This is a genomic window from Caballeronia sp. S22, assembly GCF_964261745.1.
Lineage (GTDB): Bacteria > Pseudomonadota > Gammaproteobacteria > Burkholderiales > Burkholderiaceae > Caballeronia > Caballeronia jiangsuensis.
The window spans coordinates 1,590,260-1,606,775 of record NZ_OZ180036.1 but is presented as its reverse complement, the minus strand read 5'-3'; the positions used below and the strand labels follow the sequence as shown (position 1 = coordinate 1,606,775).

Annotated in this window: 19 protein-coding genes; 14 read left to right on the top strand and 5 right to left on the bottom strand. The window is 61.4% G+C overall.

The window, feature by feature from the left end:
• Positions 1 to 51: 51 nt before the first annotated feature.
• The 3 genes from prpC to ACEN42_RS22750 form a co-directional block, all read right to left on the bottom strand.
• Positions 52 to 1,224: a 2-methylcitrate synthase gene (gene prpC, locus ACEN42_RS22760; RefSeq protein ID WP_371881567.1), complete on the bottom strand. Its 1,173-nt coding sequence runs from the start codon at positions 1,222 to 1,224 to the stop codon at positions 52 to 54.
• 68 nt (positions 1,225 to 1,292) lie between these two features.
• Positions 1,293 to 2,297: a CoA ester lyase gene (locus ACEN42_RS22755; RefSeq protein WP_371882278.1), complete on the bottom strand. Its 1,005-nt coding sequence runs from the start codon at positions 2,295 to 2,297 to the stop codon at positions 1,293 to 1,295.
• 161 nt (positions 2,298 to 2,458) lie between these two features.
• Positions 2,459 to 3,445 (bottom strand): malate dehydrogenase, encoded by a 987-nt coding sequence (locus ACEN42_RS22750; protein ID WP_035511232.1) that lies wholly within the window; start codon positions 3,443 to 3,445, stop codon positions 2,459 to 2,461.
• 601 nt (positions 3,446 to 4,046) lie between these two features.
• Here ACEN42_RS22750 and ACEN42_RS22745 point away from each other — a divergent pair.
• The 7 genes from ACEN42_RS22745 (at position 4,047) to gltA (ending at position 10,034) form a co-directional block, all read left to right on the top strand.
• Positions 4,047 to 4,844 (top strand): GntR family transcriptional regulator, encoded by a 798-nt coding sequence (locus ACEN42_RS22745; protein ID WP_238218457.1) that lies wholly within the window; start codon positions 4,047 to 4,049, stop codon positions 4,842 to 4,844.
• Between the two features lie 171 nt (positions 4,845 to 5,015).
• Complete coding sequence (sdhC, locus tag ACEN42_RS22740) at positions 5,016 to 5,426, top strand: succinate dehydrogenase, cytochrome b556 subunit (RefSeq protein WP_187605502.1); 411 nt, start codon at positions 5,016 to 5,018, stop codon at positions 5,424 to 5,426.
• Positions 5,427 to 5,428: 2 nt separating this feature from the next.
• On the top strand, positions 5,429 to 5,797 hold the full coding sequence (gene sdhD / locus ACEN42_RS22735) for a succinate dehydrogenase, hydrophobic membrane anchor protein (RefSeq protein ID WP_187605503.1): 369 nt from the start codon (positions 5,429 to 5,431) through the stop codon (positions 5,795 to 5,797).
• Positions 5,798 to 5,802: 5 nt separating this feature from the next.
• Complete coding sequence (gene sdhA, locus ACEN42_RS22730) at positions 5,803 to 7,578, top strand: succinate dehydrogenase flavoprotein subunit (protein WP_187605504.1); 1,776 nt, start codon at positions 5,803 to 5,805, stop codon at positions 7,576 to 7,578.
• Between the two features lie 21 nt (positions 7,579 to 7,599).
• Positions 7,600 to 8,301: a succinate dehydrogenase iron-sulfur subunit gene (locus ACEN42_RS22725; protein WP_008354056.1), complete on the top strand. Its 702-nt coding sequence runs from the start codon at positions 7,600 to 7,602 to the stop codon at positions 8,299 to 8,301.
• A gap of 1 nt (position 8,302) precedes the next feature.
• Positions 8,303 to 8,596 carry a succinate dehydrogenase assembly factor 2 gene (locus tag ACEN42_RS22720; protein WP_187605505.1) on the top strand — a complete coding sequence of 98 codons (294 nt, stop codon included), beginning with the start codon at positions 8,303 to 8,305 and terminating at the stop codon, positions 8,594 to 8,596.
• A 136-nt stretch (positions 8,597 to 8,732) separates the two neighbouring features.
• Positions 8,733 to 10,034, top strand: coding sequence for a citrate synthase (gltA, locus tag ACEN42_RS22715; RefSeq protein WP_187605506.1), 1,302 nt, complete (start codon positions 8,733 to 8,735; stop codon positions 10,032 to 10,034).
• A 76-nt stretch (positions 10,035 to 10,110) separates the two neighbouring features.
• On the opposite strand, the gene ACEN42_RS22710 is transcribed toward gltA, so the two are convergent.
• Positions 10,111 to 10,431: a type II toxin-antitoxin system PemK/MazF family toxin gene (locus tag ACEN42_RS22710; RefSeq protein WP_371881566.1), complete on the bottom strand. Its 321-nt coding sequence runs from the start codon at positions 10,429 to 10,431 to the stop codon at positions 10,111 to 10,113.
• Positions 10,425 to 10,673, bottom strand: a complete 249-nt coding sequence (locus ACEN42_RS22705) for an AbrB/MazE/SpoVT family DNA-binding domain-containing protein (protein WP_035511221.1) — start codon at positions 10,671 to 10,673, stop codon at positions 10,425 to 10,427. The genes ACEN42_RS22710 and ACEN42_RS22705 overlap by 7 nt, the downstream gene beginning before the upstream one ends.
• A 272-nt stretch (positions 10,674 to 10,945) precedes the next feature.
• Between ACEN42_RS22705 and ACEN42_RS22700 the strand changes: the two genes are divergently transcribed.
• From ACEN42_RS22700 to asd, 7 genes are all read left to right on the top strand, one after another.
• Positions 10,946 to 11,143: a type II toxin-antitoxin system VapB family antitoxin gene (locus ACEN42_RS22700; RefSeq protein WP_187605507.1), complete on the top strand. Its 198-nt coding sequence runs from the start codon at positions 10,946 to 10,948 to the stop codon at positions 11,141 to 11,143.
• Positions 11,140 to 11,511: a type II toxin-antitoxin system VapC family toxin gene (locus tag ACEN42_RS22695; RefSeq protein ID WP_371881565.1), complete on the top strand. Its 372-nt coding sequence runs from the start codon at positions 11,140 to 11,142 to the stop codon at positions 11,509 to 11,511. The genes ACEN42_RS22700 and ACEN42_RS22695 overlap by 4 nt, the downstream gene beginning before the upstream one ends.
• Positions 11,512 to 11,694: 183 nt before the next feature.
• On the top strand, positions 11,695 to 13,104 hold the full coding sequence (gene leuC, locus ACEN42_RS22690) for a 3-isopropylmalate dehydratase large subunit (protein ID WP_371881564.1): 1,410 nt from the start codon (positions 11,695 to 11,697) through the stop codon (positions 13,102 to 13,104).
• A 24-nt stretch (positions 13,105 to 13,128) separates the two neighbouring features.
• A complete protein-coding gene (leuD, locus tag ACEN42_RS22685; protein ID WP_238214836.1) occupies positions 13,129 to 13,779 on the top strand; it encodes a 3-isopropylmalate dehydratase small subunit in 651 nt (216 codons plus the stop codon).
• 30 nt (positions 13,780 to 13,809) lie between these two features.
• Entirely contained in the window at positions 13,810 to 14,877 is a 1,068-nt protein-coding gene (leuB, locus tag ACEN42_RS22680; RefSeq protein ID WP_035511187.1) for a 3-isopropylmalate dehydrogenase, read from the top strand.
• Positions 14,878 to 14,984: 107 nt separating this feature from the next.
• Entirely contained in the window at positions 14,985 to 15,191 is a 207-nt protein-coding gene (locus ACEN42_RS22675) for a hypothetical protein (protein ID WP_238295676.1), read from the top strand.
• 82 nt (positions 15,192 to 15,273) lie between these two features.
• Positions 15,274 to 16,395 carry an aspartate-semialdehyde dehydrogenase gene (gene asd, locus ACEN42_RS22670; protein WP_371881563.1) on the top strand — a complete coding sequence of 374 codons (1,122 nt, stop codon included), beginning with the start codon at positions 15,274 to 15,276 and terminating at the stop codon, positions 16,393 to 16,395.
• Positions 16,396 to 16,516 lie beyond the last annotated feature (121 nt).

Sequence of the window (16,516 nt, the reverse complement as noted above, 5' to 3'; positions counted from 1 at the left end):
ATTGCCGCGCGGCGTGGATTTCTTCCTCGTGAAATCCGATCGCGCAGCCCGCTATTTTCGCTTATTTATCGGGATGAACTTCAAATTCTCCGGTCCGGTGTAATTTGCGCTCGGCCGGATGATCTTGTTGTCGATGCGTTGCTCGATGATGTGCGCGGCCCAGCCCGACGTGCGCGAGATCACGAAGAGCGGCGTGAACATGGCCGTGGGTACGCCCATCATGTGATACGACACCGCGCTGAACCAGTCGAGATTGGGGAACATCTTCTTCGCGTCCCACATCACCGTTTCGAGGCGCTCGGCGATATCGAACAGTTTCGTGTCGCCTGCTTCCTTCGACAATGTCTTCGCGACTTCCTTGATGACCTTGTTGCGCGGATCGGAGATCGTGTACACCGGATGGCCGAAGCCGATCACGACTTCCTTGTTCTCCACGCGGCGCTTGATGTCGGCTTCGGCTGCATCGGGCGTCTCGTAGCGCGATTGAATCTCGAAGGCCGCTTCGTTCGCGCCGCCGTGCTTCGGGCCGCGCAGCGCGCCGATCGCGCCGGTGATCGCCGAATACATGTCGGTGCCGGTGCCCGCGATCACGCGTGCGGTGAACGTCGATGCGTTGAACTCGTGCTCGGCGTAGAGGTTCAGCGATACATGCATCGCATCGACCCACGACTTCGACGGCGCCACGCCATGCAGCAGATGCAGGAAGTGCCCGCCGATGGAATCGTCGTCGGTTTCGACTTCGATGCGGCGGCCGTTGTGCGAGTAGTGATACCAGTACAGCAGCATCGAACCGAGCGAGGCCATCAGCTTGTCGGCGATATCCTTCGCGCCCGGCACGTTGTGATCGTCTTTCTCGGGCAGGATGGTGCCGAGCACGGAGACGCCGGTGCGCATCACGTCCATCGGATGCGCGGACGCGGGAATCCATTCCAGCGCGGCCTTCAGGTTCGCGGGCAGGCCGCGCAACGCCTTCAGCTTCGTCTTGTACGCCTTCAGTTCGGCCGCGTTCGGCAGCTTGCCGTGCACCAGCAGATGCGCGATTTCTTCGAATTCGGAAGTGGTCGCGACATCGAGAATGTCGTAGCCGCGATAGTGCAGGTCATTGCCGGTCTTGCCGACCGTGCACAGCGCGGTATTGCCCGCCGTGACGCCGGACAGCGCGACGGATTTCTTCGGCTTGAAACCACCGGCTGCGGGTGCTTCGGTCGATGCGGTATCAGTCATGCTCTCCAGTCTCCTTTCGTACGCTCGCCAGGCGGCGTGACTTGTCGTGCTTGAGAACGCGCCCGCGCTCATGCCTCTGAAACCGGCGTGTCGAAGAGCGGCGCGCATTGGTCGGGCATCGTCTGGCCGGTCGCGTGCGCGCGACGCAGCACCGACCAGTAATAGCGATAGCTCGCGCGGTCATGCAGCGTGTCGCCGTGACGCGTCGGGCCCCACTGCGCGCGTTGCGCTTCGAGCAGGATCTCGGCGGCGAGCGCGATTTCATCGGCGCGCGGCGAGAAAGCCTCGACGATCGGCCTGATCTGATCCGGATGGATGCTCCACATGCGCGTATAGCCGAACTCGTTGCGGGCGCGCGCGGCATCGTTCGCGACGACGCTCATGTCGCGCACTTCCGTCGATACATTGTGCGACGGCACCTTGCCGTGCGCGTGACACGCAGCGGCGATCTCCAGCTTCGCGCGTCGCACGAGCGGATGATCGAACTGGCCGGGAGAGCGCATCGCGGTATCGGGAATCGCGCCGTTGTGCGCGGACACGAAATCCATCAGGCCGAAGCTCAGTGATTCGACGCCGGGCAGCGCGGCGAGTTCGAACGCTTGCGCGAGCGCGCCGTGCGTTTCGATCAGCAGATGACAGGGAATCGGCTTCGCAATGCCGAACTCGCGGCGCGTTGCTTCGATGAAGGCCACCATCTCGGCGGCATCGGAAGCGCTGCGGATCTTCGGCAGCATGATGAACGCGGGCGCGTGCTTCGCGTTGCGCAGGATGATGCGCACGTCGTCGCGCCATGCTCGATGATGGAAGTCGTGGATGCGCACGCCGACGCGACCGAAGCGGTCTTCCTCGCCGCCGACGAACGATGCGACCATCTCGGCATGGCCGGTTTCGTGACCGACTTGCGCGCCGTCCTCGCAATCGAGCGTGATGTCGAACACCGGGCCCAGTTGCGCCTGCAACGCCAGTGATTTCCTGATCAGCTTCTCGCTGCCCGCGTAGTGATCGCAGGGCGGAAGCACGGCAGGCTGCGGTTCGCCGTCAAACAGCACTTCGGCGGGAGTGAGATCGCGCATCGTCGGCATCGGGTCCGATTGGAGGGATGTGAATTCGATCTTGCTCATGCTTCTGATTCGGCCGCGCTCGAACACTTCAAGCGCGATCGGATCAGGCGCGAACGCGGCGAGGCGTTCGCGCTGACGGGAAGCCCTCGCGAGCTTACCCTTGTGAAACGTGCTTACTTGCCGAGCAGATGCGCGACGCCGTCACGCTCTTCGAGCAGTTCGTTAAGCGTGCCGTCCATCTTTTCGCGCGAGAACGCGTCGATTTCCAGACCTTCGACGCGCTTGTACTCGCCGTTTTCGCACGTGACGGGTACGCCGTAGATGATGTCTTCCGGAATGCCGTACGAGCCGTCCGACGGAATGCCCATGGTCACCCACTTGCCGTTCGTGCCGAGCACCCAGTCACGCACGTGATCGATGGCCGCGTTGGCCGCCGATGCCGCCGACGACAGGCCGCGCGCTTCGATGATCGCCGCACCGCGCTTGCCGACGGTCGGGATGAACGTGTTGCGGTTCCATTCGTCGTCGCTGATGAGCTTCGTGAGGTCCTGGCCTTCGGCGGTCGCGAAGCGGAAGTCCGGGTACATCGTCGGCGAGTGGTTGCCCCACACGGCGAGCTTTTCGATCGACGCGACCGGCTTGCCCGACTTGGCCGCCAGTTGCGACAGCGCGCGGTTGTGGTCCAGGCGCAGCATGGCGGTGAAGTTCTTCTTCGGCAGATCCGGCGCCGACTTCATCGCGATGTACGCGTTCGTGTTCGCCGGGTTGCCGACGACCAGCACCTTCACGTCGCGGCTCGCGACATCGTTCAGCGCCTTGCCCTGAACCGTGAAGATTTCGGCGTTCGCCGACAGCAGGTCCTTGCGCTCCATGCCCTTCGAACGCGGACGCGCACCGACGAGCAGCGCGACGTCGGCATCCTTGAACGCGACCTTGGGATCGTCCGTGACGACCACGCCTGCGAGCAGCGGGAACGCGCAGTCTTCCAGTTCCATCACGACGCCCTTCACGGCGGCTTGCGCTTGCGGCAGATCGAGCAACTGAAGAATCACGGGCTGGTCTTTGCCGAGCAGATCGCCGTTGGCGATACGGAACAGCAGCGAGTAGCCGATTTGACCTGCGGCGCCGGTTACGGCAACGCGCTTTGCGGACTTAGCCATTGAGAACTCTCCTGGACAGTGCGTGGAACGCTAGGGAAAAACGCCATTTTATGCGCGTTACGCAAAGCGTTGATGAAGACATGCCGGCCATGCCGCGTGCGAATCGCCGAACGCGGCGCCACGTGGCGTTGCGCGTTCGTTGATGGATTCGCGTCGCATGAATGTTCGAGCGGCGTGACTGTCATGCCATGAATCCTTCTCTTCGAGCGAAAGGCGTGCGGGATGATCTGGAAGGACGCGATGATTTCGCTTGGTCTGACGGCAACGCGCCCATACGAGACGGCGCTTGACGTTGCGAGGCGTGGGGCAGGCAGCGGCGCGCGAATCGATTGGCCGATCGGCGTGAGGCGAAAGCGAAAGGGCGTGCCTGGCGGTATGCTGCGCAATGCGTGGCTGCCGTGACCCAGAGTGCCCTGGCGGCTAGAACCGCCATGCAAAACACGCTGGCCGACGGTTCCTGCGCTCTCGCAACGACCCGCAAACCCTTGCTCGACAAAGAGTGTAGGATCGGTCCGAGGTAAAGTCAACACTATCTTATGTCTTATATAAGACATAGGAATCTACGGGAAAAGTCTGGACGCACGGCGGCCCTTGTGTTGAAATGCGCGGCATGAATTCCAACCCGGCGAGCACGACGACCACCAACGGCACTGCACCGGCGGCTGAGGCCGCGAGCACGCCGTCGCCGACGTTCAGCCCGCTGTATCAGCAAATCAAGGCGCTCATCACGCAGGGTCTCGAGTCCGGCGAATGGAAGCCTGGCGAGATCATCCCGAGCGAGGTCGAGCTGGCCGCGCGTTACAAGGTGAGTCAGGGCACGGTCCGCAAAGCGATCGACGAGCTCGCCGCCGACAACCTCCTCGTTCGTCGTCAGGGCAAAGGCACGTTCGTTGCGACGCACAACGAGGACCGCGTGCAGTTCCGTTTCCTGCGCCTTCTGCCCGACGACGGCGACGTTCATCCCCACGTGAGCCGCCTGCTCGAATGCAGACGGCTGCGCGCGCCCGCCGAGATTGCGCGTCAACTGGACCTGAAGCCCGCCGACCCTGTCGTTCTTATCAAGCGCTTGTTGCAGTTTGATGGCGTAACCACCGTATTCGATGAAATCTGGCTGCCGGGCGCGGTGTTTCGCGGACTCACGGCCGAGCGACTCGCCGAGTACAAAGGCCCGCTCTACGCGATGTTCGAGACGGAGTTCGGCACGCGCATGATCCGCGCGACGGAAAAGATCCGCGCCGTCGCCGCCGACGAGACCGTCGCGCAATTTCTCGATGTGGCACAGGGATTTCCGCTTTTATCGGTGGAGCGCGTGTCCTATACCTATGGCGATCGGCCTGTCGAAGTGCGACGCGGATGGTATGTCACGACCGGTTATTACTATCAGAACGACTTGAGTTGATCGAATGAAGCGGGGTCGCGAGCACTGGCTGAGTGCTCGCTGAATACGCACGTTGGTACGGCCATTTTCGCGCATGCAGCAACAGTCTTTTGGACGGCTATTCGCTGCAGCGCGAAATAAAAAGGCGCTAAAATCGCGGATTAGTGTTGTTTTAACAAGTTGGGGTCTAGCATGGCTGAAGCCGTAAAAAAACCAAGGCCGGAATACCGGAACATCGGAATCGGCCAGCTCGCGAAGTATCGCTTGCCGCTGGCAGGGAAGGTCTCCATCCTGCATCGTGTGAGCGGGCTGCTGCTCTTCGTGTGTCTGCCGTTCATCCTGTACCTGCTCGATCAGAGCCTCACGTCTGAGATTTCGTTCGACGCGTTCAAGGGCTTTCTCGCCAACCCCATCGTCAAGATCGTCACGCTCGTGCTGTCGTGGGCGTATCTGCATCACTTCTGCGCGGGCATTCGCTTTTTGCTGCTCGACACCCACGTCGCGGTGAACAAGGAAGGCGGCAGGCAGACCGCCCTCATCGTGCTGATCGTTTCGCTGTTGCTCACGCTCGCGATGGCCCTCAAGATCTTCGGAGTGTTCTAAACATGGCAACGCAAAATCGAGTCGGCCCCAAGCGCCTGGTCGTGGGCGCGCACTACGGTCTGCGCGACTGGCTCGCGCAACGCATCACCGCGGTGGTGATGGCCGTCTATACCGTCATTCTGCTGTTCTGGTTCTTCGGCGCGCACAACTTCTCCTATGAAGGGTGGGCGGGCATCTTCGCGACCCAGTGGATGAAGCTCGCGACTTTCGTGGCCTTGCTTTGCCTCTTCTACCACGCGTGGGTCGGCATTCGCGACATCTGGATGGACTACGTCAAGCCGATGAGCTTGCGCCTGCTCTTGCAGGTGTTGACCATCCTGTGGCTGATCGGATGCGCCGGCTACGCCGCACAGATTCTCTGGAGAGTTTAAAGAACATGGCTGCAATCAAGACTTCCCTGCCGCGTCGTCGCTTTGACGTGGTCATCGTCGGCGCGGGCGGCTCGGGCATGCGCGCATCGCTGCAACTCGCGCGCGCGGGTTTGTCGGTGGCGGTGCTGTCCAAAGTGTTTCCGACGCGCTCGCATACCGTCGCGGCGCAAGGCGGCATCGGCGCCTCGCTTGGCAACATGAGCGAAGACAACTGGCACTATCACTTCTACGACACCATCAAGGGCTCCGACTGGCTCGGCGACCAGGACGCGATCGAGTTCATGTGCCGCGAAGCGCCCAACGCGGTGTACGAGCTCGAACACATGGGCATGCCGTTCGACCGCAACGCCGATGGCACGATCTATCAGCGTCCGTTCGGCGGCCACACCGCGAACTACGGCGAGAAGCCGGTGCAACGCGCATGCGCTGCCGCCGACCGCACCGGCCACGCCTTGCTGCACACGCTGTATCAACAGAACGTCGCGGCTAAAACGCACTTCTTCGTCGAATGGATGGCGCTGGACCTGATCCGCGACGCCGACGGCGACGTGCTCGGTGTGACCGCGCTCGAAATGGAAACGGGCGACGTCTACATCCTCGAAGGCAAGACGACGCTGTTCGCCACGGGCGGCGCGGGGCGCATCTTCGCGGCATCGACGAATGCGTTCATCAATACGGGCGACGGCCTCGGCATGGCCGCGCGCTCGGGCATCGCGCTGCAGGACATGGAGTTCTGGCAGTTCCACCCGACCGGTGTGGCGGGCGCGGGCGTGCTGATCACCGAAGGTGTGCGCGGCGAAGGCGGCATTCTGCGCAACTCCAACGGCGATCGTTTCATGGAGCGCTACGCGCCGACGCTGAAGGATCTGGCGCCGCGCGACTTCGTCTCGCGCTCGATGGACCAGGAGATCAAGGAAGGCCGCGGCGTCGGTCCGAACAAGGATCACGTGCTGTTGGATCTGTCGCACATCGGCGCCGAGACGATCATGAAGCGTCTGCCGTCGATTCGCGAGATCGCGCTGAAGTTCGCCAACGTCGACTGCATCAAGGAGCCGATTCCGGTGGTGCCGACCATCCATTATCAGATGGGCGGTATTCCGACCAACATGCACGGTCAGGTCGTTGGAACAGCCAAGGGCTACGACGATCCGGTCAACGGCTTCTATGCCGTGGGCGAATGCTCGTGCGTTTCGGTGCACGGCGCGAACCGTCTGGGCACGAATTCGCTGCTCGATCTCGTCGTGTTCGGTCGCGCCGCGGGCAACCACATCATCAAGCACGCGAAGGAACTGAAAGAGCACAAGCCCTTGCCGGCCGATGCCGCCGACTTCGCGATGGAACGCCTCGCGGTGCTGGAGAAATCGACCTCGGGCGAATACACGCAGAACATCGCCAACGATATCCGCGCGTCGATGCAGGCGCATGCGGGCGTGTTCCGCACGTCGAAGCTGCTCGAAGAGGGCGTCGGCAAGATTGCGGAACTGGCTGAGCGCGTGAAGCACGTGCATCTGAAGGACAAGTCGAAGGTGTTCAACACGGCGAAGGTCGAGGCGCTGGAACTGGCGAACCTGATCGAAGTGGCGCGCGCGACGATGGTATCGGCCGAAGCGCGAAAAGAGAGCCGTGGCGCGCACGCGCACAGCGACTACGAACATCGCGACGACGAGAACTGGATGCGTCACACGCTGTGGTTCAGCGAGGGCGATCGGCTGGATTACAAGCCGGTGCAGATGAAGCCGCTGACGGTCGAATCGGTGCCGCCGAAGGCGCGTACCTTCTAAGGAAAGCGCAAGGAAATCGAAATGGCAAAACGTATTTTTGAAGTCTATCGCTACGATCCGGACAAGGACGCGGCGCCGCGCATGCAGTCGTACGAGCTCGATCTGACGCATGAACGCATGCTGCTCGACGCGCTGGTGAAGCTGAAGGAAGTGGATGAGACGCTGTCGTTCCGTCGCTCGTGCCGCGAGGGCGTGTGCGGCTCGGACGCGATGAACATCAACGGCAAGAACGGGCTGGCGTGTCTGACGAATCTGAATGAACTGCCGCAGAAGATCGTGCTGCGCCCGCTGCCGGGGCTGCCGGTGGTGCGCGATCTGATCTGCGACTTCACGCAGTTCTTCAACCAGTATCATTCGATCAAGCCATACCTGATCAACGATACGCCGCCGCCCGAGAAAGAACGCCTGCAATCGCCGGTGGAGCGCGACGAACTGGATGGACTCTATGAGTGCATCCTGTGCGCGAGTTGCTCGACGTCGTGCCCGAGCTTCTGGTGGAACCCGGACAAGTTCGTGGGCCCGGCGGGCTTGCTGCAAGCCTATCGCTTCATCGCGGATAGCCGCGATCAGGCGACGGGCGAACGCCTCGACAACCTGGAAGATCCGTACCGTCTGTTCCGTTGCCATACGATCATGAATTGCGTCGACGTGTGCCCCAAGGGGCTCAATCCGACCAAGGCGATCGGCAAGATCAAGGAATTGATGGTGCGCCGCGCTGTCTGAGATGGACTATGTGATGGTCGACAATCAAGACAACTCGCATCAGTCCGATCCCCTTCGCCGGGCGCGCCTTCGCTGGCGCGCGCGGCGCGGCCTGCTGGAAAACGATCTGATCTTCGATCGCTTCTTCAGCCGATATGAGCATGACCTCAGTGACGCCGACGTGGCCGCTTTGACCCGCCTGCTGGAGCTGAGCGACAACGAACTGATGGACTTGCTGCTGGCGCGCACGGAGCCTGAGGGTGACCTCGCGACGCCCGACGTAATCCGCTTGCTGGAACTGCTGCGCACCGTGTGATTTCAGCAGGAATTCACGGATTTTTGCAAAATAGGCCTGTTGCAGTGCACACAGGCCGATCGAACAGTTTTGCCGCGCAGCTTCCGTCGTGCAAATTATCGAAAACCTGTATCCATACTTCGATTGAGGATGTGCTATGACCCCGTCAGATGTTAAAGCCACGCTATCGTTCAGCGACAACTCGCCGAGCGTCGAAATGCCGATCTACAAGGGCACGATGGGCCCGGACGTGATCGACATCCGCAAGTTGTACGGTCAGACCGGCAAGTTCACGTATGACCCGGGCTTCATGTCGACGGCGGCGTGCAATTCCGCGATCACGTACATCGACGGCGACAAGGGCGAGCTGCTGTACCGCGGCTTCCCGATCGAGCAGCTGGCCGTGAATGCCGACTTCCTCGAGACCTGCTACCTGCTCCTGAAGGGCGAACTGCCGAACGAAGCGCAGAACAAGGAATTCGTGGACACGGTCACGCGTCACACGATGGTCCACGAGCAGATGCACTTCTTCTTCCGCGGTTTCCGTCGCGACGCGCACCCGATGGCGGTGTTGACGGCTGCCGTGGGCGCGCTGTCGGCGTTCTATCACGACTCGCTGAACATCAACGATCCGCGCCACCGTGAAGTGTCGGCCATTCGCATGATCGCGAAGCTGCCGACGCTCGTCGCGATGGCGTACAAGTTCAGCATCGGTCAGCCGTTCGTGTATCCGAAGAACGAACTGTCGTACAGCGCGAACTTCATGCACATGATGTTCTCGAACCCGTGCGAAGAGTACAAGGTCAACGACGTGCTCGTGCGCGCGCTCGACCGCATCCTGATTCTGCACGCGGATCACGAGCAGAATGCGTCGACCTCGACGGTGCGTCTCGCGGGTTCGTCGGGCGCGAACCCGTTCGCGTGTATCGCGGCCGGTATCGCGTGCCTGTGGGGCCCGGCGCACGGCGGCGCGAACGAAGCCGCCTTGAACATGCTGGAAGAGATCGGCTCGGTCGACCACATCCCCGAGTTCATCAAGCAGGTGAAGGACAAGAACTCGGGCGTGAAGCTGATGGGCTTCGGTCACCGCGTGTACAAGAACTACGACCCGCGCGCCAAGCTGATGCGCGAGACGTGCCACGAAGTGCTGAACGAACTCGGCCTGCACGACGACCCGCTCTTCAAGCTCGCGATGGAACTCGAAAAGATCGCGCTGGAAGACGAATACTTCGTGTCGCGCAAGCTGTACCCGAACGTCGATTTCTACTCGGGTATCGTGCAGCGCGCGCTGGGCATCCCGACGTCGATGTTCACGTGTATCTTCGCGATGGCACGTACGGTCGGCTGGATCGCGCAGTGGAACGAGATGATTGCGGATCCGGAGCAGAAGATTGGCCGTCCGCGTCAGCTGTTCATCGGTCAGACGCCGCGTGAAGCGAAGCCGCTGGCGAAGCGTTAAGCCGTTTTACGGTTGCAGATAGGTGAAGGCCCCGGCGGGTGACTGCCGGGGCCTTTTGCGTTTTGGGTGGTCGAGTCTAATCCGCGAATACTTCTCGCAACGTAAGAAGCGCGTTCGATAACGTGCTGTCCGCCACGGCGCCTTCTTTCCTGACCAGACGCGTTTTATCGACGGTGCGAAGCTGATCGAGTAGCACGAGTCCCTGTTTCCGTTTGAACGACACCGGAATGCGAAAGGGCGCCGACGTGCCTTTCGAAGTCATCGGTGCCACGATGACCGTCCGCAAATGGTCGTGCATCTCCGGAGGCGAAACCACGACGCACGGACGCGTCTTCTGTATTTCGCTGCCGAGCGTCGGATCGAGCGCGACGAGCCAGATATCGCCGCGCGCTACCATTCGAGTTCCGCATCGCCGTCGTTGCCGAACTCGCCCAGTACGAGCGAATCTTCCCCGCTCTTTGCGATCAGCTTGCTGGCTTCGGCCCAGCCTTTCCGTGCGCTGTCGCGCGGCCGGCGCAGCACGATCGCGTCGTCTTCGATGTTCATCTCGACCTCGTTTTCCAGGCCAAGCTGCGTAAGGAAGGGCTTGGGAATCAGCACGCCTTGCGAGTTGCCCATCTTTCGGATGGTCGTTTTCAAGAGATCAGGCATAGTCGTTTTGCGTATTAACAATGTTATAACTTTTGGCGCGGTCGCGTCAATGCAAGGGCAGTCAGGCACTCCGGCGCATACTGAGCGTAAGTCACGAATCCACTCCTGAATAGTCGGCCGAATGGCATAGATTGCAGGCAGGTGAAGGCTCCGGCGGGGTGACTGCCGGGGCTTTTTGCGTCTGGGGCGGCGGCTTGATAGCATAAAAATCGCCATCATTTGATGCTAATATAAATGCCTAATGAAACGGAGATACGGATATGCGTACGACCATCGCCCTCGATGACGATCTGCTGGCAAAAGCTCAGGCCTATACCGGCGTCACAGAAAAATCGGCGCTGGTGCGCGAAGCACTGAAAGCGCTCGTCCAACGTGAAGCCGCTCGGCGACTTGCGAATCTCGGCGGCAGTCAACCAGGCATAGAAGGCGCGCCGCGTCATCGGCAGGAGCGCGAATGATCCTTGTCGACACTTCGGTCTGGATCGACCATATCAACGCGTCCGAACCGTTACTGGTGAATCTGCTCGGCGAGGAGCGCGTGCTTGCTCATCCATTCGTCATCGGCGAAATTTCGCTTGGAAGTCTGCGCGACCGTGACGTCGTGCTGGGCGCTTTGAGCGATCTTCCTGTCGCGCCGGTAGCGACGCCCGAAGAAGTATTCTTCCTGATCGAAAGACAACGACTCTTCAATCGCGGGATCGGGTATGTCGACACATCTCTTCTGGCGTCAGCGCATTTGCAGCCTGGCGTAAAGATCTGGACCCGGGACAAGCGATTGCAAAGAGTCGCCGAAGAACTCGGCGTTAGTGCGATGCTTCAGCATTGATGTAGCGGGCAGTCCGTCGAGACGGGTACTCCTGATCCGGGTACTGACACCACTACCATAACTATCTGTTTTTACGAGGTTTTTTCTCTCAGCCTAGTACCCACGCCGCATACGAAGGTGGCATAATCGATCGCACAAGCTGCACACCCAAAATCCCCGCAGTCACATACGAAAGCGCTCACCATGGCACAGACTCTCTACGACAAACTGTGGAACACGCATGTGATCCACACCGAAGAGGACGGCACCTCGATCCTCTATATCGACCGTCACCTGCTGCATGAAGTGACGAGCCCGCAGGCGTTCGAAGGCCTGAAGCTGGCCGAGCGCCCGGTGTGGCGCATCAGCGCGAATCTGGCCGTATCCGACCACAACGTGCCGACCACGGACCGCTCGCACGGCATCGCCGATCCGGTTTCGAAGCTGCAAGTCGATACGCTCGACCAAAACTGCGATAGCTTCGGCATCACGCAGTTCAAGATGAACGATCTGCGCCAGGGCATCGTGCACATCATCGGGCCGGAGCAGGGCGCGACGCTGCCGGGCATGACCATCGTCTGCGGCGACTCGCATACGTCCACGCACGGCGCGTTCGGCGCGCTCGCGCACGGCATCGGCACGTCGGAAGTGGAGCACGTGCTCGCCACGCAAACGCTCCTGCAGAAGAAGAGCAAGAACATGCTCGTCAAGGTCGAAGGTTCGCTGCCGCGCGGCTGCACCGCGAAGGACATCGTGCTTGCGATCATCGGCAAGATCGGCACGGCGGGCGGCACGGGTTACGCGATCGAGTTCGGCGGCTCGACCATCCGCGCGTTGTCGATGGAAGGGCGCATGACCGTCTGCAACATGGCGATCGAAGCGGGCGCGCGGGCGGGCATGGTCGCGGTCGACGACACGACCATCAATTACCTGAAGGATCGTCCGTACTCGCCGCAGGGCGTGGAGTGGAATCAGGCCGTCGAATACTGGCGCCAGTTCAAGTCCGATGAAGGCGCGCAGTTCGATCGCATCGTGGAATTGAATGCAGCCGAAATCGTGCCGCAAGTGACGTGGGGCACGTCGCCCGAAATGGTCACGTCGATCGATGGCCGCGTGCCCGATCCCGAGAAGGAAAAGGACCCGGTCAAGCGCGACGCGATGGAGCGCGCGCTGACCTATATGGCGCTGCAGCCGAACACGCCGATCGAATCGATCAAGCCGGACAAGATCTTCATCGGCTCGTGCACGAATGCGCGTATCGAAGATTTGCGCGCGGCCGCGTATGTCGTGAAGTCGCTGGGCAAGCGCGTCGCGTCGAACATCCGTCTCGCGATGGTCGTGCCGGGCTCGGGTCTCGTGAAGGCGCAGGCCGAGCGCGAAGGTCTCGACAAGATCTTCACGAACGCCGGCTTCGAATGGCGCGAGCCGGGTTGCTCGATGTGTCTCGCGATGAACGCCGACCGGCTGGAAGCGGGCGAACGCTGCGCATCGACGTCGAACCGCAACTTCGAAGGCCGTCAGGGCGCGGGCGGTCGCACGCACCTCGTGAGCCCCGCGATGGCCGCCGCCGCCGCGATCGAAGGCCATTTCGTCGACGTGCGCAAGCTCGCGTGATCAACCGGGATACAGAGAAAGATCATGGAAAAATTCGTTGTGCATAGCGGCCTCGTCGCGCCGCTCGATCGCGAGAACGTCGATACGGACGCGATCATCCCGAAGCAGTTTCTGAAGTCGATCAAGCGCACCGGTTTCGGCCCGAACGCGTTCGACGAATGGCGTTATCTCGATGTCGGCCAGCCCGGCGAGGACAGCAGCAAGCGCCCGTTGAATCCGGACTTCGTGCTGAATCAGCCGCGTTATCAGGGCGCGTCGATTCTGCTTACGCGCAAGAACTTCGGCTGCGGCAGTTCGCGCGAGCACGCGCCGTGGGCGCTGGATCAGTACGGCTTTCGCGCGATCATCGCGCCGAGCTTCGCGGACATTTTCTATAACAACTGCTTCAAGAACGGTCTGCTGCCGGTCGTGTTGACGGAGCAGCAGGTCGACAAGCTGTTCAACGAAACCTACGCGTTCGTCGGGTTCCAGTTGACGATCGATCTCGAAGCGCAAGTCGTGCGCACCGGCGACGGCACCGAGTACGCGTTCGAGGTGCCGGGCTTCCGCAAGTACTGCCTGCTGAACGGCTTCGACGATATCGGCCTCACGCTGCGTCATGCGGACAAGATCAAGCAATACGAAGCCGAGCGCCTCGCGAAGCAGCCGTGGCTGAATAACCGGCTCGTCGGATAAATCGAAACACGATCAAGGAAGGAAGAGACGATGAAGATTGCAGTATTGCCCGGCGACGGGATCGGTCCGGAAATCACCGCCGAAGCGGTCAAGGTGCTGAATGCGCTCGGCGAGAAGTTCGAGCTTGAAGAAGCGCCGGTCGGTGGCGCGGGCTATGAGGCGAAGGGCCATCCGCTGCCCGATTCCACGCTGGCGCTCGCGAAGGAAGCCGACGCGATCCTGTTCGGCGCGGTCGGCGACTGGAAATACGACAAGCTCGAGCGCGCGCTGCGTCCCGAGCAGGCGATTCTCGGCCTGCGCAAGCACCTGCAACTCTTCGCGAACTTCCGTCCGGCGATCTGCTATCCGCAACTGACGGGCGCGTCGTCGCTGAAGCCGGAAATCGTGTCGGGCCTCGACATCCTGATCGTGCGCGAGTTGAACGGCGACATCTATTTCGGCGCGCCGCGCGGCCTGCGCGAAGCGCCGGACGGCCCGTTTGCCGGCGCGAAGGAAGGCTTCGACACGATGCGCTATTCCGAGCCCGAAGTGCGCCGCATCGCGCACGTCGCGTTTCAGGCGGCGCAGAAGCGCGAGAAGAAGCTGACGAGCGTCGACAAGGCGAACGTGCTGGAAACGTCGCAGTTGTGGCGCGACACGATGATCGACGTCGCGAAGGAATATCCGGACGTCGAGCTATCGCACATGTACGTCGACAACGCCGCGATGCAACTGGTGAAAGCGCCGAAGGCGTTCGACGTCGTCGTGACCGGCAACATGTTCGGCGACATCCTCTCCGACGAAGCGGCGATGCTCACCGGCTCCATCGGCATGTTGCCGTCGGCGTCGCTCGACAAGAACAACAAGGGCTTGTACGAGCCGTCGCACGGCTCCGCGCCGGATATCGCGGGCAAGGGCGTGGCCAATCCGCTCGCGACCATCCTCTCCGCCGCGATGATGCTGCGCTACTCGCTCGGCAAGACCGAGCAGGCGGACCGCATCGAAAGCGCGGTGAAGAAGGTGCTGGAGCAGGGCTACCGCACCGGCGACATCGCGACCGCGGACGGAAAGATCGTCGGCACGAAGGAAATGGGCGATGCGGTGCTGAAGGCGCTGTAAACGCCGGAAAGACGATCGGCGGTTGCAAGCCAAAGCGCGGCCGATCGTCTCTTTTTCCCGATGTTCACGCACGATCCGCACGATTTTCATACGCGCGGCGCAAGCGCGTGACGAAAACATCGGGTTATCGTGTATATTCTTTGGTCATGGCGAAGAACTCTCAATTCTCTCTGGATTCCATCGGACGCGGCTCATTTGCCGTCGCGACGGAACTCGCCATCGACACGCGCATCGTGGCTATTAAAGCCACGGCCGGGTTTTCCAAACTCGCGCGCATTACGAAAATCTCCATCAAAGCGATCACGATTCGCTGATCGTCCCTCGTGTCCGAGCGTCTTCCCCGCGCGGCCACGCCGGGTAAAGATGCGGGGAAGCTTCCACAAGTAAGGGTTAGTCATGAACGTAGGTCTCGTTGGTTGGCGCGGTATGGTCGGCAGCGTCCTGATGCAGCGCATGCAGCAGGAAGGCGATTTCGACTTGATCGAACCGGTGTTTTTCAGCACCAGCAATGCGGGCGGCAACGCGCCGTTGTTCGCCAAAAACGAGACGAAGCTCAAGGATGCGACAAGCATCGACGACCTGAAAAAGTGCGACGCCATCATCACGTGCCAGGGCGGCGACTACACCAACGAGGTGTATCCGAAGCTGCGCGCGGCGGGCTGGAAAGGCTACTGGATCGACGCGGCCTCGGCACTGCGCATGAAGGACGACGCGGTCATCATCCTCGACCCGGTCAACCTGAGCGTCATCAAGGATTCGCTCGTGAAGGGCGGCCGTGACTTCATCGGCGGCAATTGCACGGTCAGCCTGATGCTGATGGCGCTCGGCGGCCTGTTCCGCGAGAACCTCGTCGAATGGACGACCGCGATGACCTATCAGGCCGCCTCGGGCGCGGGCGCGCAGAACATGCGCGAACTGCTCCAGCAGATGGGCGTGCTGTACGGTTCCGCTAAGGAAGATCTGGCCGATCCGTCCTCCGCGATCCTCGACATCGACCGCCGCGTGCTCGCCGCGATGAATGGCGAGCGCATGCCCGTCGACAACTTCGGCGTGCCGCTCGCGGGCTCGCTGATTCCGTGGATCGACAAGGATCTCGGCAACGGCATGTCGAAGGAAGAGTGGAAGGGCGGCGCCGAAACCAACAAGATTCTCGGCAAGCCGGCGATGGGCACGCCGGGCTCGATTCCCGTCGATGGCCTTTGTGTGCGCATCGGCGCGATGCGCTGCCACTCGCAGGCGCTGACCATCAAGCTCACGAAGGACGTGCCGCTCGACGAAGTGCACGGCATCCTCGCGTCGGCGAACGACTGGGTGAAGGTCGTGCCGAACGAGCGCGAAGCATCGATCCGCGATCTTTCGCCCGCGGTCGTCACGGGCACGCTGACGGTGCCGGTTGGCCGTCTGCGCAAGCTGGCGATGGGCGGCGAGTATCTGTCGGCATTTACTGTCGGCGATCAACTGTTGTGGGGCGCGGCCGAACCGCTGCGCCGCATGCTGCGCATTCTGCTCGACAAGTAAAGTAAACTACGCGCCTGGAAGCGCGTGCCAAAGCCAAAAGCGTCGCGGTTCTCGCGGCGCTTTTTGTTTTTGTGCAGTTTTATTGCAAAACCGGGCTTATTGAACGGTTTTGCGCCGTATG

Coding starts and splice junctions, on each gene's coding strand:
- prpC (WP_371881567.1), bottom strand. CDS start 1,224: ATGACTGATACCGCATCGACCGAAGCACCCGCAGCCGGTGGTTTCAAG.
- ACEN42_RS22755 (WP_371882278.1), bottom strand. CDS start 2,297: ATGCGCGATCTCACTCCCGCCGAAGTGCTGTTTGACGGCGAACCGCAG.
- ACEN42_RS22750 (WP_035511232.1), bottom strand. CDS start 3,445: ATGGCTAAGTCCGCAAAGCGCGTTGCCGTAACCGGCGCCGCAGGTCAA.
- ACEN42_RS22745 (WP_238218457.1), top strand. CDS start 4,047: ATGCGCGGCATGAATTCCAACCCGGCGAGCACGACGACCACCAACGGC.
- sdhC (WP_187605502.1), top strand. CDS start 5,016: ATGGCTGAAGCCGTAAAAAAACCAAGGCCGGAATACCGGAACATCGGA.
- sdhD (WP_187605503.1), top strand. CDS start 5,429: ATGGCAACGCAAAATCGAGTCGGCCCCAAGCGCCTGGTCGTGGGCGCG.
- sdhA (WP_187605504.1), top strand. CDS start 5,803: ATGGCTGCAATCAAGACTTCCCTGCCGCGTCGTCGCTTTGACGTGGTC.
- ACEN42_RS22725 (WP_008354056.1), top strand. CDS start 7,600: ATGGCAAAACGTATTTTTGAAGTCTATCGCTACGATCCGGACAAGGAC.
- ACEN42_RS22720 (WP_187605505.1), top strand. CDS start 8,303: ATGGACTATGTGATGGTCGACAATCAAGACAACTCGCATCAGTCCGAT.
- gltA (WP_187605506.1), top strand. CDS start 8,733: ATGACCCCGTCAGATGTTAAAGCCACGCTATCGTTCAGCGACAACTCG.
- ACEN42_RS22710 (WP_371881566.1), bottom strand. CDS start 10,431: ATGGTAGCGCGCGGCGATATCTGGCTCGTCGCGCTCGATCCGACGCTC.
- ACEN42_RS22700 (WP_187605507.1), top strand. CDS start 10,946: ATGCGTACGACCATCGCCCTCGATGACGATCTGCTGGCAAAAGCTCAG.
- ACEN42_RS22695 (WP_371881565.1), top strand. CDS start 11,140: ATGATCCTTGTCGACACTTCGGTCTGGATCGACCATATCAACGCGTCC.
- leuC (WP_371881564.1), top strand. CDS start 11,695: ATGGCACAGACTCTCTACGACAAACTGTGGAACACGCATGTGATCCAC.
- leuD (WP_238214836.1), top strand. CDS start 13,129: ATGGAAAAATTCGTTGTGCATAGCGGCCTCGTCGCGCCGCTCGATCGC.
- leuB (WP_035511187.1), top strand. CDS start 13,810: ATGAAGATTGCAGTATTGCCCGGCGACGGGATCGGTCCGGAAATCACC.
- asd (WP_371881563.1), top strand. CDS start 15,274: ATGAACGTAGGTCTCGTTGGTTGGCGCGGTATGGTCGGCAGCGTCCTG.